General features: G+C 60.2%; 16 protein-coding genes and 1 riboswitch. Of the genes, 10 read left to right on the top strand and 6 right to left on the bottom strand.

Annotated elements, in window-relative coordinates; genetic code table 11:
* The first annotated feature begins 53 nt into the window (after positions 1-53).
* Positions 54-1,514, top strand: a complete 1,461-nt coding sequence (locus B3229_RS20155) for a mannitol dehydrogenase family protein (protein WP_286873833.1) — start codon at positions 54-56, stop codon at positions 1,512-1,514.
* Positions 1,515-1,614: 100 nt separating this feature from the next.
* Positions 1,615-2,301 carry a GntR family transcriptional regulator gene (locus B3229_RS20150; RefSeq protein ID WP_033750263.1) on the top strand — a complete coding sequence of 229 codons (687 nt, stop codon included), beginning with the start codon at positions 1,615-1,617 and terminating at the stop codon, positions 2,299-2,301.
* Between the two features lie 106 nt (positions 2,302-2,407).
* Here the strand turns inward: B3229_RS20150 and fbaB are convergent, their stop codons facing one another.
* From fbaB to thiM, 3 genes are all read right to left on the bottom strand, one after another.
* On the bottom strand, positions 2,408-3,460 hold the full coding sequence (gene fbaB, locus B3229_RS20145) for a class I fructose-bisphosphate aldolase (protein ID WP_033750266.1): 1,053 nt from the start codon (positions 3,458-3,460) through the stop codon (positions 2,408-2,410).
* A gap of 147 nt (positions 3,461-3,607) precedes the next feature.
* The gene (thiD, locus tag B3229_RS20140; protein ID WP_286873829.1) at positions 3,608-4,408 is read right to left on the bottom strand and encodes a bifunctional hydroxymethylpyrimidine kinase/phosphomethylpyrimidine kinase; all 801 of its coding nucleotides are present in this window, start codon (positions 4,406-4,408) and stop codon (positions 3,608-3,610) included.
* Positions 4,405-5,199 carry a hydroxyethylthiazole kinase gene (thiM, locus tag B3229_RS20135; protein ID WP_410477763.1) on the bottom strand — a complete coding sequence of 265 codons (795 nt, stop codon included), beginning with the start codon at positions 5,197-5,199 and terminating at the stop codon, positions 4,405-4,407. The genes thiD and thiM overlap by 4 nt, the downstream gene beginning before the upstream one ends.
* Before the next feature lie 34 nt (positions 5,200-5,233).
* A riboswitch (TPP riboswitch) is annotated at positions 5,234-5,330 on the bottom strand.
* Positions 5,331-5,678: 348 nt separating this feature from the next.
* Here thiM and B3229_RS21235 point away from each other — a divergent pair.
* Together B3229_RS21235 and B3229_RS20130 are read left to right on the top strand one after the other, a co-directional pair.
* Positions 5,679-5,876, top strand: a complete 198-nt coding sequence (locus B3229_RS21235) for a hypothetical protein (protein WP_312058263.1) — start codon at positions 5,679-5,681, stop codon at positions 5,874-5,876.
* A gap of 76 nt (positions 5,877-5,952) precedes the next feature.
* The gene (locus B3229_RS20130; RefSeq protein WP_286873824.1) at positions 5,953-6,912 is read left to right on the top strand and encodes an AEC family transporter; all 960 of its coding nucleotides are present in this window, start codon (positions 5,953-5,955) and stop codon (positions 6,910-6,912) included.
* A 54-nt stretch (positions 6,913-6,966) separates the two neighbouring features.
* On the opposite strand, the gene ahpF is transcribed toward B3229_RS20130, so the two are convergent.
* Complete coding sequence (ahpF, locus tag B3229_RS20125; protein ID WP_033750272.1) at positions 6,967-8,535, bottom strand: alkyl hydroperoxide reductase subunit F; 1,569 nt, start codon at positions 8,533-8,535, stop codon at positions 6,967-6,969.
* Positions 8,536-8,606: 71 nt separating this feature from the next.
* The gene (gene ahpC, locus B3229_RS20120) at positions 8,607-9,170 is read right to left on the bottom strand and encodes an alkyl hydroperoxide reductase subunit C (protein WP_033750273.1); all 564 of its coding nucleotides are present in this window, start codon (positions 9,168-9,170) and stop codon (positions 8,607-8,609) included.
* A 287-nt stretch (positions 9,171-9,457) separates the two neighbouring features.
* Here ahpC and B3229_RS20115 point away from each other — a divergent pair, with 287 nt between their 5' ends.
* A complete protein-coding gene (locus tag B3229_RS20115) occupies positions 9,458-9,886 on the top strand; it encodes a GNAT family N-acetyltransferase (RefSeq protein WP_096073487.1) in 429 nt (142 codons plus the stop codon).
* A gap of 22 nt (positions 9,887-9,908) precedes the next feature.
* Here B3229_RS20115 and apbC read toward each other — a convergent pair whose 3' ends face one another.
* Positions 9,909-11,021 (bottom strand): iron-sulfur cluster carrier protein ApbC, encoded by a 1,113-nt coding sequence (gene apbC / locus B3229_RS20110; RefSeq protein ID WP_033750276.1) that lies wholly within the window; start codon positions 11,019-11,021, stop codon positions 9,909-9,911.
* Positions 11,022-11,184: 163 nt separating this feature from the next.
* Here apbC and metG point away from each other — a divergent pair, with 163 nt between their 5' ends.
* The 5 genes from metG to B3229_RS20085 all read left to right on the top strand — a co-directional run bounded on the left by metG (position 11,185) and on the right by B3229_RS20085 (position 17,421).
* Entirely contained in the window at positions 11,185-13,215 is a 2,031-nt protein-coding gene (gene metG / locus B3229_RS20105; protein ID WP_286873817.1) for a methionine--tRNA ligase, read from the top strand.
* A 268-nt stretch (positions 13,216-13,483) separates the two neighbouring features.
* Positions 13,484-13,873 (top strand): CidA/LrgA family protein, encoded by a 390-nt coding sequence (locus B3229_RS20100; protein ID WP_096073489.1) that lies wholly within the window; start codon positions 13,484-13,486, stop codon positions 13,871-13,873.
* Positions 13,866-14,558 carry a CidB/LrgB family autolysis modulator gene (locus B3229_RS20095; RefSeq protein WP_033791573.1) on the top strand — a complete coding sequence of 231 codons (693 nt, stop codon included), beginning with the start codon at positions 13,866-13,868 and terminating at the stop codon, positions 14,556-14,558. Before B3229_RS20100 ends, B3229_RS20095 begins: the two co-directional genes overlap by 8 nt.
* Positions 14,559-14,677: 119 nt before the next feature.
* Complete coding sequence (cdd, locus tag B3229_RS20090; RefSeq protein ID WP_286873812.1) at positions 14,678-15,568, top strand: cytidine deaminase; 891 nt, start codon at positions 14,678-14,680, stop codon at positions 15,566-15,568.
* Between the two features lie 155 nt (positions 15,569-15,723).
* Positions 15,724-17,421, top strand: a complete 1,698-nt coding sequence (locus B3229_RS20085) for an NAD-dependent malic enzyme (RefSeq protein ID WP_048780743.1) — start codon at positions 15,724-15,726, stop codon at positions 17,419-17,421.
* The last annotated feature ends 29 nt before the right edge of the window (positions 17,422-17,450 follow it).

The following is a 17,450-nucleotide window of genomic DNA, read 5'->3' as shown; positions in this document are numbered from 1 at the left end:
TACATGACTGAATCACGGGGCGCAGGACGCCCCGTTTGCCATAAGGACGAACTATGTTAGAGATTGATCGCCTTCCCGCCGACGTGCAGCGCCCGCGCTACGATCGCCGCAAACTGAAAACCCGCATGGTGCATATCGGCTTCGGCGCTTTTCATCGCGCGCATCAGGCGTTATGCAGCGACAAGCTGGCGGAACAGGGCAGCGACTGGGGCTATTGCGAAGTTAACCTCAACAGCGGCGAGCTGATCCAGGCGCTGCGTCAGCAGGATCACCTCTATAGCCTGACGGAAATGGCCGACAATTCGCTCAACACGCGGATTATCGGCGTGATTACCTCGGCGCTGCACGGCAAAAGCGACGGCATCGAGGCGGTGATCGCCGCCATGAGCCAGCCGGACGTGGCGATTGTCTCGATGACGGTCACCGAGAAAGGCTACTGCCATCATCCCGCCAGCGGCGATCTCAACCCGGATCATCCCGATATTGTGCATGACCTGGCCCATCCCGATGCGCCTCGCTCGCTGCCGGGCCTGATTCTGGCGGCCATCCGCCGCCGTCGCGACGCAGGCCTGCCGCCCTTCAGCGTGATGTCCTGCGACAATATGCCGGAAAACGGCCACGTCACGCGCAATGTGATTGTGCAGCTGGCGCAGCGGCAGGATAGCGCGCTGGCGGACTATATCCAGCAGCATGTCACCTTCCCCTCTACCATGGTCGATCGCATCGTTCCGGCGATGACCGACAGCGCGTTTACCCAGCTTGCCGAGCGTCTCGGCAGTCGCGATCCGGTTGCGGTGGAAGCAGAACCGTTTTTTCAGTGGGTCATCGAGGATAATTTCGTTAGCGGCCGGCCCGCCTGGGAGCAGGCCGGTGCCGAGCTGGTTAAGGACGTGCTGCCGTTTGAGGAAATGAAGCTGCGTATGCTTAACGGCAGCCACTCGTTTCTGGCCTATCTCGGCTTCCTCTCCGGCTATGAGCACATCAGCGACTGTATGGCGGACGCGAACCTGCGCACCGCCGCGCGCAGGCTGATGCTGGAACAGCAGGCGCCGACGCTGCGCACCCAGGGCGTGGATCTCACCGCCTACGCCGACTCGCTGATCGCGCGCTATGAAAACCGCGCTATCAAGCATCGCACTTATCAGATAGCGACCGACGGCACGCAGAAGCTGCCGCAGCGCCTGCTCGACAGCGTGCGCTGGCATCTGCGCAACGGCAGCAACTGCGACCTGCTGCTGCTGGGCGTCGCGGGCTGGATGCGCTATGTCGGCGGCGTGGACGAGCAAGGCGCGCCAATCGACATCCGCGATCCACTGAAGGCGGAACTGGCGGCGCGCGTAGCCGGCAGCGGCGAAGGCGAAGCGCGCGTGAAGGCGCTGCTGGGCATGAAAGCGGTATTTGGCGAGGATCTGGCGCAGAATGCGCAGGTGGTTGCGACGCTGACGCGCTTCTGGCTGCAGCTGCGCGAGCACGGCGCGCGCGCTACGGTGGCGCAGGCGGTGGGTTCGCCGTAATTGTTCAGTATCAAAAGCGCTGGCGCAGTCGCAGCGCGCTGATTAGACTGACACTTTCCCAACGGGCTGGCTGCGGCCAGCCGTAATACGGATATGCCGCATGTCAATCGCCTATACCATCACCACCAGCGAACCGGTTAACCAGCAGATTTATCGTTATCTGCGTAAGGATATCGTGACCTGCGTCATTCAGCCGGGTTCGCTGCTGTCAGAAAAAGAAGTGTCGGCCCGGTTTAACGTGTCGCGTCAGCCGGTGCGCGAAGCCTTTATCAAGCTGGCGGAAGCGGGTCTGGTGCAGGTGTTGCCGCAGCGCGGCACCTTCGTGCGTAAAATCTCTGCGCGTCGCGTCGCGGACGGCCGCTTTATTCGCGAAGCGGTAGAGGTGTCGGTCGTGCGCCGCGCCGCGCTGGAGATAGAGCCGGTGGCGCTAATGGCGCTGGAGCACAACCTTCAGCTGCAGAAGATGGCCGCCGATCGCCATGACAGCCAGGCGTTTCTCAGCCTCGACGATGAGTTTCACCGCCTGATTGCCGAGAGTATCAACTGCCTGCTGGCGTGGGAGACGGTAGAGAATATCAAAGCGGCGATGGACCGCGTGCGTTTTCTGACGCTGAGCGAGGTCTCGCCGCCGGACAGCCTGATTGAGCAGCATGAAGAGATCCTGTCGGCGCTGAAAAACCACGATGCCGACGCGGCCGAAGCGGCGATGCGCCGCCATCTGCAGGAGATGATTTTCTCGATTACGCCGATTGCCGAGCGCAACAGCGAGTGGTTTGAGTCGCTGTAAACTGCACGCAACCATAAAAGAGGCCAGCGCTCAGCTGGCCTCTTCGCCTTTTCACCTCTGCATTCTCTCAAATCCATTAAACCGCCGGCGGCGAAGCCAGGTTTAATCAGGCTATGGTGACCTCTTTCGACAAATAAACATCCTGCACCGCATTAATCAGCGCCACGCCATCCTTCAGCGACTTCTTAAACGCCTTACGCCCCAGGATCAGCCCCATGCCGCCCGCGCGCTTATTGATCACCGCCGTGCGCACCGACTCCGCGATATCGGTTTCGCCCGCCGACGCGCCGCCGGAGTTAATCAGCCCGGCGCGGCCCATATAGCAGTTCGCCAGCTGGTAGCGCACCAGATCGATCGGGTTATCCGTGGTCAGGGTGCTGTAGACGCGCTCGTCGGTATGACCGAACTTCACCGCCTTATAGCCGCCGTTGTTCTCCGCCAGCTTCTGCTTAACGATATCCGCCCCGATGGTCGCCGCCAGATGGTTAGCCTGGCCGGTCAGATCGGCGCTGGCGTGATAGTCGACGCCATCTTTCTTGAAATCGTTATTGCGCAGATAGGCCCAGAGCACGGTAACCATGCCCAGCTCGTGCGCGCGCTCGAAGGCGGCGGCGATCTCCTCTATCTGGCGGCGCGACTGTTCGGAACCGAAATAGATCGTGGCGCCGACCGCCACCGCGCCCATATTGAACGCCTGCTCGACGCTGGCATAGAGCGTTTGATCGTACTGCGTCGGGTAGCTCAGGGTTTCGTTATGATTCAGCTTCACCATAAAGGGAATGCGATGCGCATAACGACGCGCCACCGACGCCAGCACGCCATAGGTTGACGCCACGCAGTTGCAGCCCGCCTCAATCGCCAGCTCGACGATATGTTTGGGATCGAAATAGTGCGGATTGGCGGCAAAAGAGGCGCCTGCAGAATGTTCGACGCCCTGATCCACCGGCAGAATTGAGAGATAGCCGGTTCCCGCCAGGCGGCCGGTGTTGTACAGCGTCTGCATATTGCGCAGCACAGCAGGCGAACGGTTATTGTCGATCATCACGCGATCGACATAATCCGGACCGGGCAAATAGAGGTTTTCTGCGGGAAGCGCCAGACAGCGATGCTGAAGAAGAGAATCCGCGTCCTGGCCCAGTAACTGTACGATGTCCGTCATGTTAACTCCTGTCAGAAAAAGGTGATGCGCCGGCGCAGACCGGCGCGAGCCACCACAGCCTGAACGTCGCCGAATCACGACGCAAATTGCTGACTCCATTTTTCAGACGGATCCGTAGCAAAATTGACCCGGTTAAGGCGTTTTACCCTACCACCAGCGATGAAAATGGTGCACCGGCCCAATTCCCTTGCCTACTTCCAGCGTATCGGCCTGCATCAGCGCCTGCTGCAGCCAGGCTTTCGCCTCGCGCAGCGTGTTTGCCCAGCTGCTATGACGCGGACGCAGCGCCGCCAGCGCGGCGGAGAGCGAACAGCCGGTGCCGTGGGTATGACGCGTATTGACGCGCGGCGCGGTAAAGCGCTCCGCGCCGTCACGGGTGATGAGCCAGTCCGGGCTTTCACTGTCGCTGAGATGGCCGCCCTTCATCAGCACCGCCTGGCAGCCGAGCGCCAGCAGCGCTTCGCCCTGCTCCAGCATCGCCTCTTCGTTGCTCGCCGGCGCGCACTCCAGCAGCGCCGCCGCCTCCGGCAAATTGGGCGTAATTAACGAGACCTGCGGCAGCAGCAGCTCGCGCACGCTGGCGATGGCGTCAGGCGAGAACAAGGGATCGCCGCTTTTCGCCACCATCACCGTATCCAGCACCACGAAAGAGATGTCGGCTCGTTTCAGCTTTTCCGCCACGATCTGCACGATGGCGGTTTCCGACAGCATGCCGATTTTCGCCGTGTCGATGCGCACATCGCTGAGTACCGAATCGAGCTGCGCGCCTACAAAGTCTGGCTCAATGCGATAAACCGACTGCACGCCGCAGGTGTTTTGCGCCACCAGCGCGGTAATGACGCTGGTGCCATAGGCGCCGAGCGCCGAAAAGGCCTTGAGATCGGCCTGGATGCCGGCGCCGCCGCTGGGATCGGTGCCGGCAATGGTCAGCGCGTTGATACGTTTCATGCGCGCGCCTCCTGTGCCAGCTGCCACAGGGCATCAATAAATAGCGCGGCGAAGCTGCCGGGCGCGGCGGTCTGCGCGGCAGCGCGTTCGCCCGCCAGCGCCATGACGCGGCAGGCGCTGGCGACATTGCTCAGCCGGTCGCCAGGCAGACTGCAAAAGGCGGCCACCACGGCGGAGAGCGAACAGCCGGTGCCGACCACGCGCGTCATCAGCGCGCTGCCGCCGGGTACGCTTAGCGTCTCAGTGCCGTCGGTAACGTAATCAACCTCGCCGCTAATCGCCACCAGCGTCTGATGTTGCCGCGCCAGCTCACGCGCCGCCTCAAGCGCCGCTTCCGACTGGTGCTGCGTATCCACGCCGCGTCCGCCTGCGCTCTGGTGCGCCAGCGCGAGAATTTCAGAGGCGTTGCCGCGTACGGCGACAGGTCGCAGGGCAAGAAGCTGCTGGCAGAACTCAGTGCGCAGGCGCAGCGCGCCGACCGCGACCGGATCGAGCACCCAGGGCGTTTGCGCCGCGTCGGCGGCCTGCACCGCCGCCAGCATGGCGTCGCGGCGATCGCGGGTCAGCGTGCCGACGTTGATCAGCAAGGCGTCGGCCACGGCGGCGAACTGCGCGGCCTCATCAGGATCGATCACCATGGCGGGCGAGGCGTTGAGCGCCAGCAGGACGTTGGCGGTGATGTTCTGCACCACGTCGTTGGTCATACAGTGCACCAGCGGCTGGCGCTGAACGAAGCGGGCGAGAATGGGCGCGAAGTGCGCGTCGGAAAAGCGTTGAGGTTGGCGGATCATCATAACTCCCAACCGGCGAGCAAGAAGGCGAATGCGGTCAGGCATCTGACTTCCCTACGCTGGCATTATCCAGATCAGGTAATACGGGTCTTTCTCAGCCTTCACGCAGAAGGGCACCCCGAGTCGAATGTTACGCCAGCAGCATAGGAGAGGCGGCAAACGAAAGCAATAGACCTACCTCTTAAGAGGTATTACCAGTTAGCACGGTTCAGCATGATCTTGATCAACCAGCCAGCGCTGAAAAAAAGGCTTAATGCTGCGGGTTTAAATTTAAGCGGGCAGAACAAGAAGGATTTTATTTTTATTTATTACAAGCGAACCAATATTTACGTTGCAACTTAACGTTTGGAGTCTTTTTTTCTCCTGTAGACCCTGTCCGCCGCGCCAAACGCCGCCTGCTCTGTATTTTTATAAATAGATATTTAATTTCAATTCATTACGCGACATAACCTATACGCTGTCGACATCTGGGAAGCAATATGACGTTTTTTCCGTTTATTCCACATCGTCACCGCTGGCAAGACATCCATATTTCTCGCGCCAACGCCGTTGCGCCAAACGGCAGATGCTATTTTTCTACCTTTATTTCCGCCCGCTGTCGAACCTGCGATGAAATAATTCATCGCGTCTATTATCGCGATATCAGCGACGCACAAGCGCGACGCTGGCTCGGCTAGAGAATGCGCTGCCGGGTGACGCTTTTCGCAACATCATGTTAGGCTGATGTTACCTGATGCCGATAACAGACGCGCTATGCCTGGCTTGCTTGAAACCCTTACCCATCAGATTTACCTTTCCGCTCCGCTGTTTATTTTGATTTTTCTTGGCTACGGCCTGACGCGCATCGGCAAATGGCCGCTGACCATCAGCGAAGGCATGAACCGCTTCGTCTTTAACGTCGCCCTGCCCTGCATGCTGTTTCGCGTAATGAGCGACTTCTACAAAAGCCCGCCGGTGGATGTGCGGCTGCTGCTGGCCTTTTTCGGCAGCTGCTTACTGATTTTTCTCCTCGGCCGCCTCCTGGGCGCGCGGCTGTTTAAGCTCGACGGCGTCGCGGGCACGGTGTTCGCGCTCGGCGGCATCTTCTCAAACAACGTGATGCTCGGCATTCCGGTGGCGACGGTGCTGCTCGGCCCGCAGGCGCTGCCGTCGGTGGCGCTGGTGCTGGTGTTCAACAGCCTGATCCTCTGGACGCTGCTGACGCTCTCGGTGGAGTGGGCGAAACAGGGCAGCTTCTCGCTGAAAGGCATCGGCCATACCCTGCTCAGCGTGGCGAAGAATCCTTTGATTATCGGTATCCTCAGCGGCACCGCCTGGAGCTTTTTAAAACAGCCGCTGCCGACGATCGCCGCCGAACCGCTGCGCATGCTCGGCTCTATCGCCGCGCCGCTCTCGCTGGTGACGCTCGGCATGAGCCTGGCGCACTATCGCGTGCGCGACGGGCTGCGTGAAAGCTACACCATCTGTTTGCTTAAGCTGATTTTGCAGCCGATGACCATCTGGGCGATCGCCTGGCTGGTGCATCTGCCGCCGCTGGAGAGTCGGGTTGTGGTGCTGCTCGGTTCGATGGCGGTAGGCGTCAACGTCTATCTGATGTCGCAGAAGTTCAACGTGCTGACCGGCCCGGCGGCGGCAAGCATGCTGTTTTCTACGCTATTCGCGGCGGTGACCACGCCGGTGTGGATGATGCTGATGTCGTGGGCGGGCTATTAAAAAAAAAGCCCCGAGACAGAGGTCCCGGGGCCGTTGCGTGGCTATCGCAAAACGTTATTCAGCCGGTTTCGTGCGGATCAGGTAGTCGAAAGCGCTCAGGGAGGCTTTCGCGCCTTCGCCGCTGGCGATGATGATCTGCTTGTACGGCACCGTGGTGCAGTCGCCCGCCGCGAATACGCCTTTCAGGCTGGTTTCGCATTTCGCGTCAATCAGGATCTCGCCCATTTTGTTGCGCTCTACCGCGCCTTCCAGCCAGGTGGTATTCGGCAGCAGACCAATCTGCACGAAGATACCGCTCAGCGCGATGTCGTGCGCCGTCTGGTTGTTGCGATCGATATAGGCCAGTCCGGTCACTTTGCTGCCGTCGCCTTTCACTTCCGTGGTCTGCGCGTTCAGGATCACATCGACATTTTTCAGGCTGCGCAGCTTGTTCTGCAGCACCTGGTCGGCGCGCATTTCGCCAGCGAACTCCAGCAGGGTCACGTGCTCGACGATGCCTGCCAGGTCGATAGCCGCTTCAACGCCGGAGTTGCCGCCGCCGATAACCGCAACGCGCTTGCCTTTAAACAGCGGACCGTCGCAGTGCGGGCAGTAGGTGACGCCTTTGGTGCGATATTGATCTTCGCCTGGCACGCCCATGTTGCGCCAGCGCGCGCCGGTGGCGATGATGATGCTGCGTGATTTCAGCACGGCGCCAGAGGCGGTTTCAATCGCGTGCAGACCACCCTCTTTCGCCGCCGGGATCAGCTTGATAGCGCTCTGGGTATCGATCACGTCAACGTCATAGTCGTCAACGTGGGCGCGCAGCGAGCCAGCCAGCTTAGCGCCTTCGGTTTTCTGCACGGAGATGTAGTTTTCAATGTCTACGGTGTCGAGCACCTGGCCGCCGAAACGCTCGCCCATCAGGCCGGTACGGATGCCTTTACGCGCCGAGTAGATTGCCGCCGCCGCGCCTGCAGGGCCGCTGCCGACGATCAGCACTTCATAGGCGTCGCGCTTGTTCAGCTCTTCCGCCGCGCGCTTCTCGGCGTTGGTGTCGACCTTGCCGACGATCTCAGCAAGGCTCATGCGGCCCTGACCGAACTCTTTGCCGTTCAGGTAAACCGCCGGTACGCCCATCACGTTGCGCTCGGTAATTTCATTCTGGAACATGCCGCCGTCAATCGCCGTGTGCGAGACGCGCGGGTTGATAATCGCCATCAGGTTCAGCGCCTGCACCACGTCAGGGCAGTTGTGGCATGACAGCGAGTAGTACGTTTCGAAATGCAGGTCGCTATCCAGCGACGCCACCTGATCAAGCAGGCTCTGCGTCTCTTTCGACGGATGGCCGCCGGTCTGCAGCAGCGCCAGCACCAGAGAGGTAAATTCGTGCCCCATCGGCGAGCCGGCAAAGCGCGGGCCGCTGTGCGAGCCAGGGTTGGTGATCAGAAAAGAGGGTTTACGCACCGGACGATCGTTCTCTTCGCGGAAGCTGACTTTTTCAGACAGGCTTGCGATATCCGCCAGCAAATCGCGAATTTCCGCTGATTTGGCGCCATCGTCCAGGGTGGCGATCAACTCAACAGGCTTGGTTAATTTCTCAAGGTAGGCCTTGAGCTGGGTTTTTAAATTTGTGTCGAGCATAGTGAGTTCCTGTCAGAAGAAATCGGGTGCCGCAGCACCCGATAGAGAAGATCGAAAAGCCGGTGTGGAAATTAGATTTTGCCAACCAGGTCCAGAGACGGAGCCAGGGTTGCGTCGCCTTCTTTCCATTTAGCCGGGCAAACTTCGCCTGGGTGAGAAGCGACATACTGAGCGGCTTTCACTTTACGCAGCAGGTCAGACGCGTCGCGGCCGATACCTTCAGCAGTGATTTCGATCGCCTGGATGATGCCTTCCGGGTCAACGATGAAAGTACCGCGGTCAGCCAGACCTTCGGCTTCGCGCATGATTTCGAAGTTGCGGGTCAGCGCGCCAGTCGGGTCGCCGATCATGGCGTACTGGATTTTCGCGATGGTTTCAGAAGAACCGTGCCAGGCTTTGTGGGTAAAGTGGGTGTCGGTAGAAACAGAGTAGATATCTACGCCCAGTTTCTGGAATTCTTCGTAGTGGTCAGCCACGTCGCCCAGTTCGGTCGGGCAAACGAAGGTGAAGTCAGCCGGATAAAAGAAGAACACACTCCATTTACCTTCAACGTCTTTCTCAGTTACGTCGATGAATTCGCCGTTTTTAAACGCAGCGTTTTTGAACGGTTTGATTTTGGTATTAATGATAGACATCTGAAGTCCTCCGCTAAAAGATGTGATGTACGTTACAAAATTTTCGGGCCAACTTCTAATACGCAGTCGTTATCAATCAGATAAACGAAAGCTATCAAACGCGGCAAGCCGCACCGCTATTGACGCCGCCCCGGCATTCTACACGCAAAGCACCTTGATTTAACGCGGTTTATCTTTTCATCGCAGAACTGCTAGTTTTGTAGAGACGCTTATTGATAACGAGCCAGCGCCCTCTCTCCCGTTTGCGGATATGGCCAGCACTCTGATTGCCGTTAAGGGAGTTTACCGTGCAGATACGTTCTTATACCGAAGCCGATCGCCCGTTCCTGCGCACGCTGTTTCTTGCCGCGCGTCGCCATAACTGGCGCTGGCTCGACGACAGCCACTGGCAGCTGGAAGATTTCGACAGCGTGATCCTGGGCGAGACCGTCTGGGTGGCCGAGCTTGACGGCCACCGCGTCGGCTTTGCCGGCGTGCTGGAAAATGACAACTTCCTTCACAGCCTCTACGTCGATCCCGCTTATCAGGGCCGCGGCGTCGGCGCCGCGCTGCTGGAGAGAGTGCAGGCGAGTTTTACCAGCACCGGCGCGCTGAAGTGCCTGTTAATGAACAAGGCGGCGCAGGCGTTCTATTTAAAGCACGGCTGGAAGATTATCGCGCAGGGCGAGAGCGAACAGGGAAAATATGTGCTGATGCACTTTCCGCTGGCGTCCTGAGCCGACGCCAGCGGCGCGCGGTTTACAGCGCGCGGAAGGCGATGTCGCCGGGGATCACTTCGCCCTGCCAGTAGAGGCGCGAGGCGACGCGGCCCGCCAGCTGGCGATAGAGCGCGGTAAATTCGCTCTCCGGTCGGCGGATCACCGTCGGTTCGCCGTCATCCAGATCTTCGCGCAGGTTGATATGCAGCGGCAGCTGCGCCAGCAGCTGCGTCTGATAGTCCGCCACCAGCTTTTCCGCGCCGCCGGTGCCGAAGATCGGCTCGTGGAAGCCGCAGTGGCTGCAGATATGCAGGCTCATATTCTCCACCACGCCGAGCACCGGCACGTTGACCTTCTCGAACATCACCATGCCTTTGCGCGCGTCGATCAGGGCGATATCCTGCGGCGTGGTGACGACAATCGCGCCGGTTACCGGCACGCTCTGCGCCAGCGTCAGCTGTATGTCGCCGGTGCCTGGCGGCATATCGAGCACCAGGTAGTCGAGATCCGGCCACAGCGTTTCGTTAAGCAGCTGCATCAGCGCCTTGCTCGCCATCGGCCCGCGCCACACCATCGCATTATCGTCGGTCACCAGATAGCCGATCGAGTTGGTGGCGAGGCCGTGCGCCATAATGGGCGCCATATGGGTGCCGTCCGGCGAGGTGGGACGCTCATGCTCGGTGCCCAGCATATTGGGCACCGACGGGCCGTAAATATCCGCGTCGAGAATGCCGACGCGCGCCCCTTCCGCCGCCAGCGCCAACGCCATATTGACGGCGGTGCTCGACTTGCCGACGCCGCCCTTGCCGGAGCTGACGGCGATAATGTTCTTCACGCCGTTAACGCCGGGCTGGCCTTTGACGCGCTTCAGGGTAGCGATATCGTGGCGCAGCCGCCAGTCGATCGCCTGGGTGCCGGTCAGGCGCAGCAGTTCGGCGCTGGCCTGCGCCTTCAGCTCTTCAAACGCGCTCGCCCAGGCGAAAGGCATACAGAGTTCGATATGCAGCTTGCCGTCCAGCAGCGCCACATGGTGCAGCGCTTTCAGCGCGGTGAGGTTGCGATCGAGGGTCGGATGCCGGAAGCCGCTTAACACGCCCATAACCACGGCGCGCAGGGCTTCAGGTGAATGTGATGTCCGGGATTGTGCTGTCATCCCCACTCCTTGTTATTTTTTCTGTCGCTGGGTTCAGCGGTAACACAACAATGATATCAGATGTCGGCGCGGTCGACGCCAGACCGCCCTTGTGTTTACGCCCGCCAGGGCATGAGTTACCATCTAAGCCCGTTTTTTCAATCAACAGAAAGCTACGCAAACTATGACTCAAGTCGCTAAAAAAATAATGGTAACGTGCGCCCTGCCGTACGCGAACGGATCAATCCATCTCGGCCACATGCTCGAGCATATCCAGGCAGACATTTGGGTGCGTTACCAGCGAATGCGTGGCAATCAGGTCTATTTCATCTGCGCCGACGACGCGCACGGTACGCCGATCATGCTGAAAGCGCAGCAGTTAGGCATTTCGCCGGAGCAGATGATCGCCGAAATGAGTCAGGAACATCAGGTCGATTTCGCCGGCTTCAACATCAGCTACGACAACTATCACTCGACGCACAGCGACGAGAACCGCGTGCTGTCGGAGCTGATTTATACCCGACTGAAAGAGAACGGTTTTATTAAGAACCGCACTATCTCTCAGCTCTACGATCCGGAAAAAGGCATGTTCCTGCCGGACCGTTTCGTTAAGGGCACCTGCCCGAAATGCAAATCGCCGGATCAGTACGGCGACAACTGCGAAGTGTGCGGCGCGACCTACAGCCCGACCGAGCTGATCGAGCCGAAGTCGGTGGTCTCCGGCGCGACGCCGGTGATGCGCGACTCAGAGCACTTCTTCTTCGACCTGCCGTCGTTCAGCGCCATGCTGCAGGCCTGGACGCGCTCCGGCGCGCTGCAGGAGCAGGTGGCGAACAAGATGCAGGAGTGGTTCGAGTCTGGGCTGCAGCAGTGGGATATCTCACGCGACGCGCCCTACTTCGGCTTCGAGATCCCCGACGCGCCGGGCAAATATTTTTATGTCTGGCTCGACGCGCCGATCGGCTATATGGGCGCCTTTAAAAACCTGTGCGACAAGCGCGGCGATATCGATTTCGACGAGTTCTGGAGGAAAGATTCCACCACCGAGCTTTATCACTTTATCGGCAAGGATATCGTTTATTTCCACAGCCTGTTCTGGCCGGCGATGCTGGAAGGCAGCCAGTTCCGCAAGCCTAATAATCTGTTCGTGCACGGCTATGTGACGGTGAACGGCGCCAAGATGTCTAAGTCGCGCGGCACCTTTATTAAGGCGAGCACCTGGCTGCAGCATCTGGACGCCGACAGCCTGCGCTACTACTACGCCGCCAAGCTCTCTTCGCGCATCGACGATATCGACCTGAATCTGGAAGATTTCGTGCAGCGCGTAAACGCCGATATCGTCAACAAGGTGGTGAACCTGGCGTCGCGCAACGCCGGCTTCCTGACCAAACGCTTTAACGGTCAGCTTTCGGCCGAACTGGCGGATCCGGCGCTCTATCAGTCCTTTGTCGACGCCTCTGAGAAGATCGGCGAAGCCTGGGCGAGCCGCGAGTACAGCCGCGCCATTCGCGAAATCATGGCGCTGGCCGATCTGGCTAACCGCTATGTGGACGAGCAGGCGCCGTGGGTGGTGGCGAAGGAAGAGGGCCGCGACGCCGATCTGCAGGCGATCTGCTCGATGGGCATCAACCTGTTCCGCGTGCTGATGACCTGGCTGAAGCCGGTGCTGCCGAGCCTGAGCGAGCGCGCCGAGGCGTTCCTCAACAGCGAATTACGCTGGGAAGCGATCCCACAGCCGCTGCTTAATCATCAGGTGGCGCCGTTTAAGGCGCTCTATGGACGTATCGAAATGACGAAAGTTAACGCGCTGATTGAAGCGTCGAAAGAAGATGCCGCCGCGGCCAGCCAGCCGGCGACCGGCCCGCTGGCGGATGCGCCGATTGGCGATACCATTACCATTGACGATTTCGCCAAAGTCGATATGCGCGTGGCGCTGATCGAACACGCCGAGCTGGTGGACGGCTCCGATAAGCTGCTGCGTCTGCAGCTCGATCTGGGCGGCGAGAAGCGCCAGATCTTCTCCGGCATCCGCGCCGCCTATCCGGATCCGTCGGTGCTGATCGGCAAAATGACGATTATCGTCGCCAACCTCGCGCCGCGTAAGATGCGTTTCGGCGTGTCGGAAGGCATGGTGCTGTCAGCCGGTCCGGGCGGCAAAGATCTGTTTGTGCTCTCCGTCGACAGCGGCGCGCAGCCGGGCATGCCGGTTAAGTAAGGGGTTAAAGCTAAATAAGGGCGGCAAAAATGCCGCCCTTAAGGCCAAAGCAATGTGCCCGTCGCGGGTGGCATGGCCCGATCGCAAAGACGCAAAAGACGGCATCCCTGCCAGCTCGGCCTGCGCCATCCCTGGCGCAGGACGCTTTGCTCTTCGGTCCATGCCACCCGCTCGCAAACCTCTGTGCGGTCATCAAGGGCGACAGCAATGTCGCCCTTTTTTATCCCATGTCGCGTATGATGTTGTGCAGTGAAAACAGGAGCCTGCTATGCCCACTGTGCTGTCTCTGTGCTGGCGCTACGTGCGCGCCTTCGTCATCATCTATCTCTGCCTCTATGCGGGCAACGCCCTCTCCTTGCTGCTGCCTATCACCATTCCCGGCAGCATCCTCGGCATGCTGACGCTGTTCGCCCTGCTGGCAACGCAAATCCTTCCGGTAGATTGGGTTAAACCCGGCTGCCACCTGCTGATCCGCTATATGGCGCTGCTGTTTGTGCCCATCAGCGTCGGCATCATCAACTACACCGACGTGCTCAGCGCGCAGTTCGGCCCGATCGTGGTCTCTATTGTGGTCAGCACCTTTCTGGTGTTAACAATTGTCGGCTGGAGCGCCCATAAAATTCATACGCGCAGCGTGCAGGAGAAGCCCAGTGAGTGACATCTGGTGGTCGCTGCCGCTCAGCGTTGGCGCCTTTATGCTGGCGCGTCGCCTGGCGGCGAAGCTGAAAATCTCGCTACTCAATCCGCTGCTGGTGGCGATGGCGATCATTATCCCGCTGCTGCTGGTGCTGCAAATCCCCTACGCGCGCTATTTCGCCGGCAGCCAGATCCTCAATCAGCTGCTGCAGCCGGCGGTGGTCGCGCTGGCGCTGCCGCTCTACGAGCAGATGCATCAAATCCGCGCGCGCTGGAAATCGCTGATCGGCGTCTGCTTTATCGGCAGCCTGACCGCGATGGTCTCCGGCACCGCTATCGCGCTGTGGATGGGCGCGACGCCGGAAATCGCCGCTACCATTCTGCCGAAATCGGTGACCACGCCCATTGCGATGGCGGTCTCCGCCTCGCTGCACGGCATCCCCGCTATCAGCGCCATCTGCGTGCTGATCGCCGGCGTGCTTGGCGCGGTCTTCGGCCATATGGTGCTGAACCTGCTGGGGATAAAAACCCGCGCGGCGCGCGGACTGGCGATAGGCAACGCGTCGCACGCGCTCGGCACGGCGCGCGCGGCGGAGGTGGATTACCAGGAAGGCGCGTTCAGCTCGCTGGCGCTGGTGCTGTGCGGCATCATCACCTCACTGCTGGCGCCCTTTATATTTCCCCTGCTGCTGCACGCATTCGGGTAAAACTTTGCGATAGATCTCGCAAAGTTGAAACGATGCAAATCTGTTGCATTGTCAGAGCGATACAGATCACATATAACCCCTCTGGCGGCAATGGGCCGCCCGATATTAACGAGGCTATCATGCATCCACGTTTCACCTCCGCCTTCGACGCGCTGCCCGCTGCTCTGCAAAGCGCGCTGCGTCCGATTCTTGACGACGCGCAGTTTCAGGCGGCGCTGACGCCGGAGCAGGTCGCATCGCTGATGCAGCAGACCCGGCTGGATGCCGACGCGCTGGCGCTGGCGCTGCTGCCGCTGGCGGCGGCCTGCGCGGTCGCGCCGGTTTCGCGCTTCAACGTCGGCGCCGTGGCGCGCGGCGTCAGCGGTTATTGGTATTTCGGCGCCAATATGGAGTTCGCAGGCGTAGCGCTACAGCAGACTATCCATGCCGAGCAGAGCGCTATCGCGCACGCCTGGCTGCGCGGCGAGCAGCGCCTTGAGGCGGTCACGGTCAACTACACGCCGTGCGGCCACTGCCGCCAGTTTATGAACGAACTCAACAGCGGCACCGATCTGCGCATCAGCCTGCCCGGCCGCGGCGTCAGCACCCTGGCGGACTACCTGCCGGACGCCTTCGGCCCGCGCGATCTGAACATCACTACCCTGCTGCTGGATAAAGTGGATCACGGCTATCAGGGGGAAGGCGACGCGCTCGCCCAGGCGGCCATCGCCGCCGCCAACCAGAGCCACGCGCCCTACAGCGGCTCGCACAGCGGCATTGCGCTGCGCACCGCGAGCGGCGCGACGGTTACCGGACGCTACGCCGAGAACGCCGCTTTCAACCCGAGCCTGCCGCCGCTACAGGCCGCGCTGATCCTGCTTAATATGCAGGGCGAAGCCTGCGAAAACATCGAGGCCGCCGCGCTGGCCGAAGTGGAAAACGCCACGCTGGATCAGTTCGCCGCGACGCAGGCGACCCTGACCGCACTCGGATGCGAACAGCTGACGCGCGTCACGCTGCGCCAGGGCTGAGGCACAGAACACGCTTTCCAACACTTACGATATCTTTTATTTACAAAAGCTGTACATCGGCGAGAAATTTCATAGGATCGTGCGCCAGCAACACAAAAAAAGAACGACTGGCGTCTGAGCTTTGCCAGACAACACCGCAACCGGAGCATCAATTCATGGAACATGAGTACGAAAGTAAGCGTCCGCTGTACATCCCCTACGCTGGCCCGATCCTGCTGGAATTTCCCCTACTGAATAAAGGCAGCGCCTTCTCGCTGGAAGAGCGCAACGAATTTAACCTCAATGGCCTGCTGCCTGAAGCGGTCGAGAGTATTGAAGAGCAGGCAGAGCGCGCCTGGCGTCAGTTCCAGGACTTTAAAAACAATAACGATAAGCACGTCTACCTGCGCAACATTCAGGACACCAACGAAACCCTTTTCTATCGCCTGCTCGACAACCATCTCGAAGAGATGATGCCGATTATTTATACCCCGACCGTCGGCGCGGCCTGCGAACACTTCTCCGAGATTTACCGCCGCGCGCGCGGCGTCTTTATCTCCTATCCGAATCGCGCCCACATCGAAGACATGCTGCAGAACGCCACCAAGCAGAACGTGAAGGTGATTGTGGTCACCGACGGCGAGCGCATTCTCGGCCTTGGCGATTTGGGCATCGGCGGCATGGGCATTCCCATCGGCAAGCTGTCGCTCTATACCGCCTGCGGCGGCATTTCGCCGGCCTATACGCTGCCGGTCGTGCTGGACGCCGGCACCAACAATCAGCAGCTGCTTAACGATCCGCTCTATATGGGCTGGCGTCATCCGCGCATCACCGGCGAAGAGTACGACGCCTTCGTTAACGACTTTATCCAGGCGGTAAAACGCCGCTGGCCGAACGTGCTGCTGCAGTTTGAAGACTTCGCGCAGAAAAACGCCATGCCGCTGCTGCAGCGCTATCGCGACGAGATCTGCTGCTTCAACGACGATATTCAGGGCACCGCCGCCGTGACCGTCGGCACGCTGATCGCCGCCAGCCGCGCCGCAGGCAGCCGCCTGTGCGAGCAGAAAGTAGTGTTCCTCGGCGCAGGCTCCGCCGGATGCGGCATCGCCGAACAGATTATCGCGCAGATGAAATCGGAAGGTCTGAGCGACGAAGAGGCGCGCGCACGCGTGCTGATGGTCGACCGCTTCGGTCTGCTGACCGACAAGCTGCCGAACCTGCTCGATTTCCAGAGCAAGCTGGTGCAGAAGAGCGAGAACCTGAAAACGTGGGACACCGCCAGCGATTCTATCTCGCTGCTGGACGTGGTGCGCAACGCCCGTCCCGATATTCTGATCGGCGTCTCCGGCCAGCCGGGCCTGTTTACCGAAGAGATTATCCGCGAGATGCATAAGCACTGCGCGCGTCCTATCGTAATGCCGCTGTCGAACCCGACATCGCGCGTAGAGGCGACGCCGGCGGATATTATCGCGTGGACCGACGGCGCGGCGCTGGTCGCGACCGGCAGCCCTTTCTCGCCGGTGAGCTGGAAAGGCAAAATCTATCCGATCGCGCAGTGCAATAACTCCTATATTTTCCCGGGCATTGGTCTGGGCGTGATTGCCGCCGGCGCGACGCGCGTCACCGACTCGATGCTGATGACGGCAAGCCGCGCGCTGGCCGACTGTTCGCCGCTGGTGAACGAAGGCGAAGGTCCGGTGCTGCCGGAGATCAAAGATATTCAGGGCGTGTCGAAAATCATCGCGATGGAAGTGGGCAAAGCCGCGCAGCTGGCGGGCGTCGCGGTGGTCACGTCGGAAGATGTGCTGTCGCAGGCGGTCGCCAGCAATTTCTGGCTGCCGCAGTATCGTCACTATCGTCGTACCTCGATCTGACAACCGGTCGCCGGGCCGTTTCAGGCCCG

The sequence above is a fragment of the Pantoea sp. UBA5035 genome, from assembly GCF_002415245.1.
Lineage (GTDB): Bacteria > Pseudomonadota > Gammaproteobacteria > Enterobacterales > Enterobacteriaceae > Pantoea > Pantoea septica.
The sequence above is the reverse complement of the archived record's forward strand: the minus strand, read 5'-3'. Positions and strand labels throughout refer to the sequence as shown.

Bases quoted from the DNA above. Each gene is read 5' to 3' on its own strand.
- thiM (WP_410477763.1), bottom strand. From the start codon at position 5,199: ATGATCCGCCAACCTCAACGCTTTTCCGACGCGCACTTCGCGCCCATT.
- cdd (WP_286873812.1), top strand. From the start codon at position 14,678: ATGCATCCACGTTTCACCTCCGCCTTCGACGCGCTGCCCGCTGCTCTG.
- B3229_RS20130 (WP_286873824.1), top strand. From the start codon at position 5,953: ATGCCTGGCTTGCTTGAAACCCTTACCCATCAGATTTACCTTTCCGCT.
- B3229_RS20100 (WP_096073489.1), top strand. From the start codon at position 13,484: ATGCCCACTGTGCTGTCTCTGTGCTGGCGCTACGTGCGCGCCTTCGTC.
- fbaB (WP_033750266.1), bottom strand. From the start codon at position 3,460: ATGACGGACATCGTACAGTTACTGGGCCAGGACGCGGATTCTCTTCTT.
- B3229_RS21235 (WP_312058263.1), top strand. From the start codon at position 5,679: ATGACGTTTTTTCCGTTTATTCCACATCGTCACCGCTGGCAAGACATC.
- ahpC (WP_033750273.1), bottom strand. From the start codon at position 9,170: ATGTCTATCATTAATACCAAAATCAAACCGTTCAAAAACGCTGCGTTT.
- B3229_RS20085 (WP_048780743.1), top strand. From the start codon at position 15,724: ATGGAACATGAGTACGAAAGTAAGCGTCCGCTGTACATCCCCTACGCT.
- ahpF (WP_033750272.1), bottom strand. From the start codon at position 8,535: ATGCTCGACACAAATTTAAAAACCCAGCTCAAGGCCTACCTTGAGAAA.
- metG (WP_286873817.1), top strand. From the start codon at position 11,185: ATGACTCAAGTCGCTAAAAAAATAATGGTAACGTGCGCCCTGCCGTAC.
- B3229_RS20155 (WP_286873833.1), top strand. From the start codon at position 54: ATGTTAGAGATTGATCGCCTTCCCGCCGACGTGCAGCGCCCGCGCTAC.
- thiD (WP_286873829.1), bottom strand. From the start codon at position 4,408: ATGAAACGTATCAACGCGCTGACCATTGCCGGCACCGATCCCAGCGGC.
- B3229_RS20150 (WP_033750263.1), top strand. From the start codon at position 1,615: ATGTCAATCGCCTATACCATCACCACCAGCGAACCGGTTAACCAGCAG.
- apbC (WP_033750276.1), bottom strand. From the start codon at position 11,021: ATGACAGCACAATCCCGGACATCACATTCACCTGAAGCCCTGCGCGCC.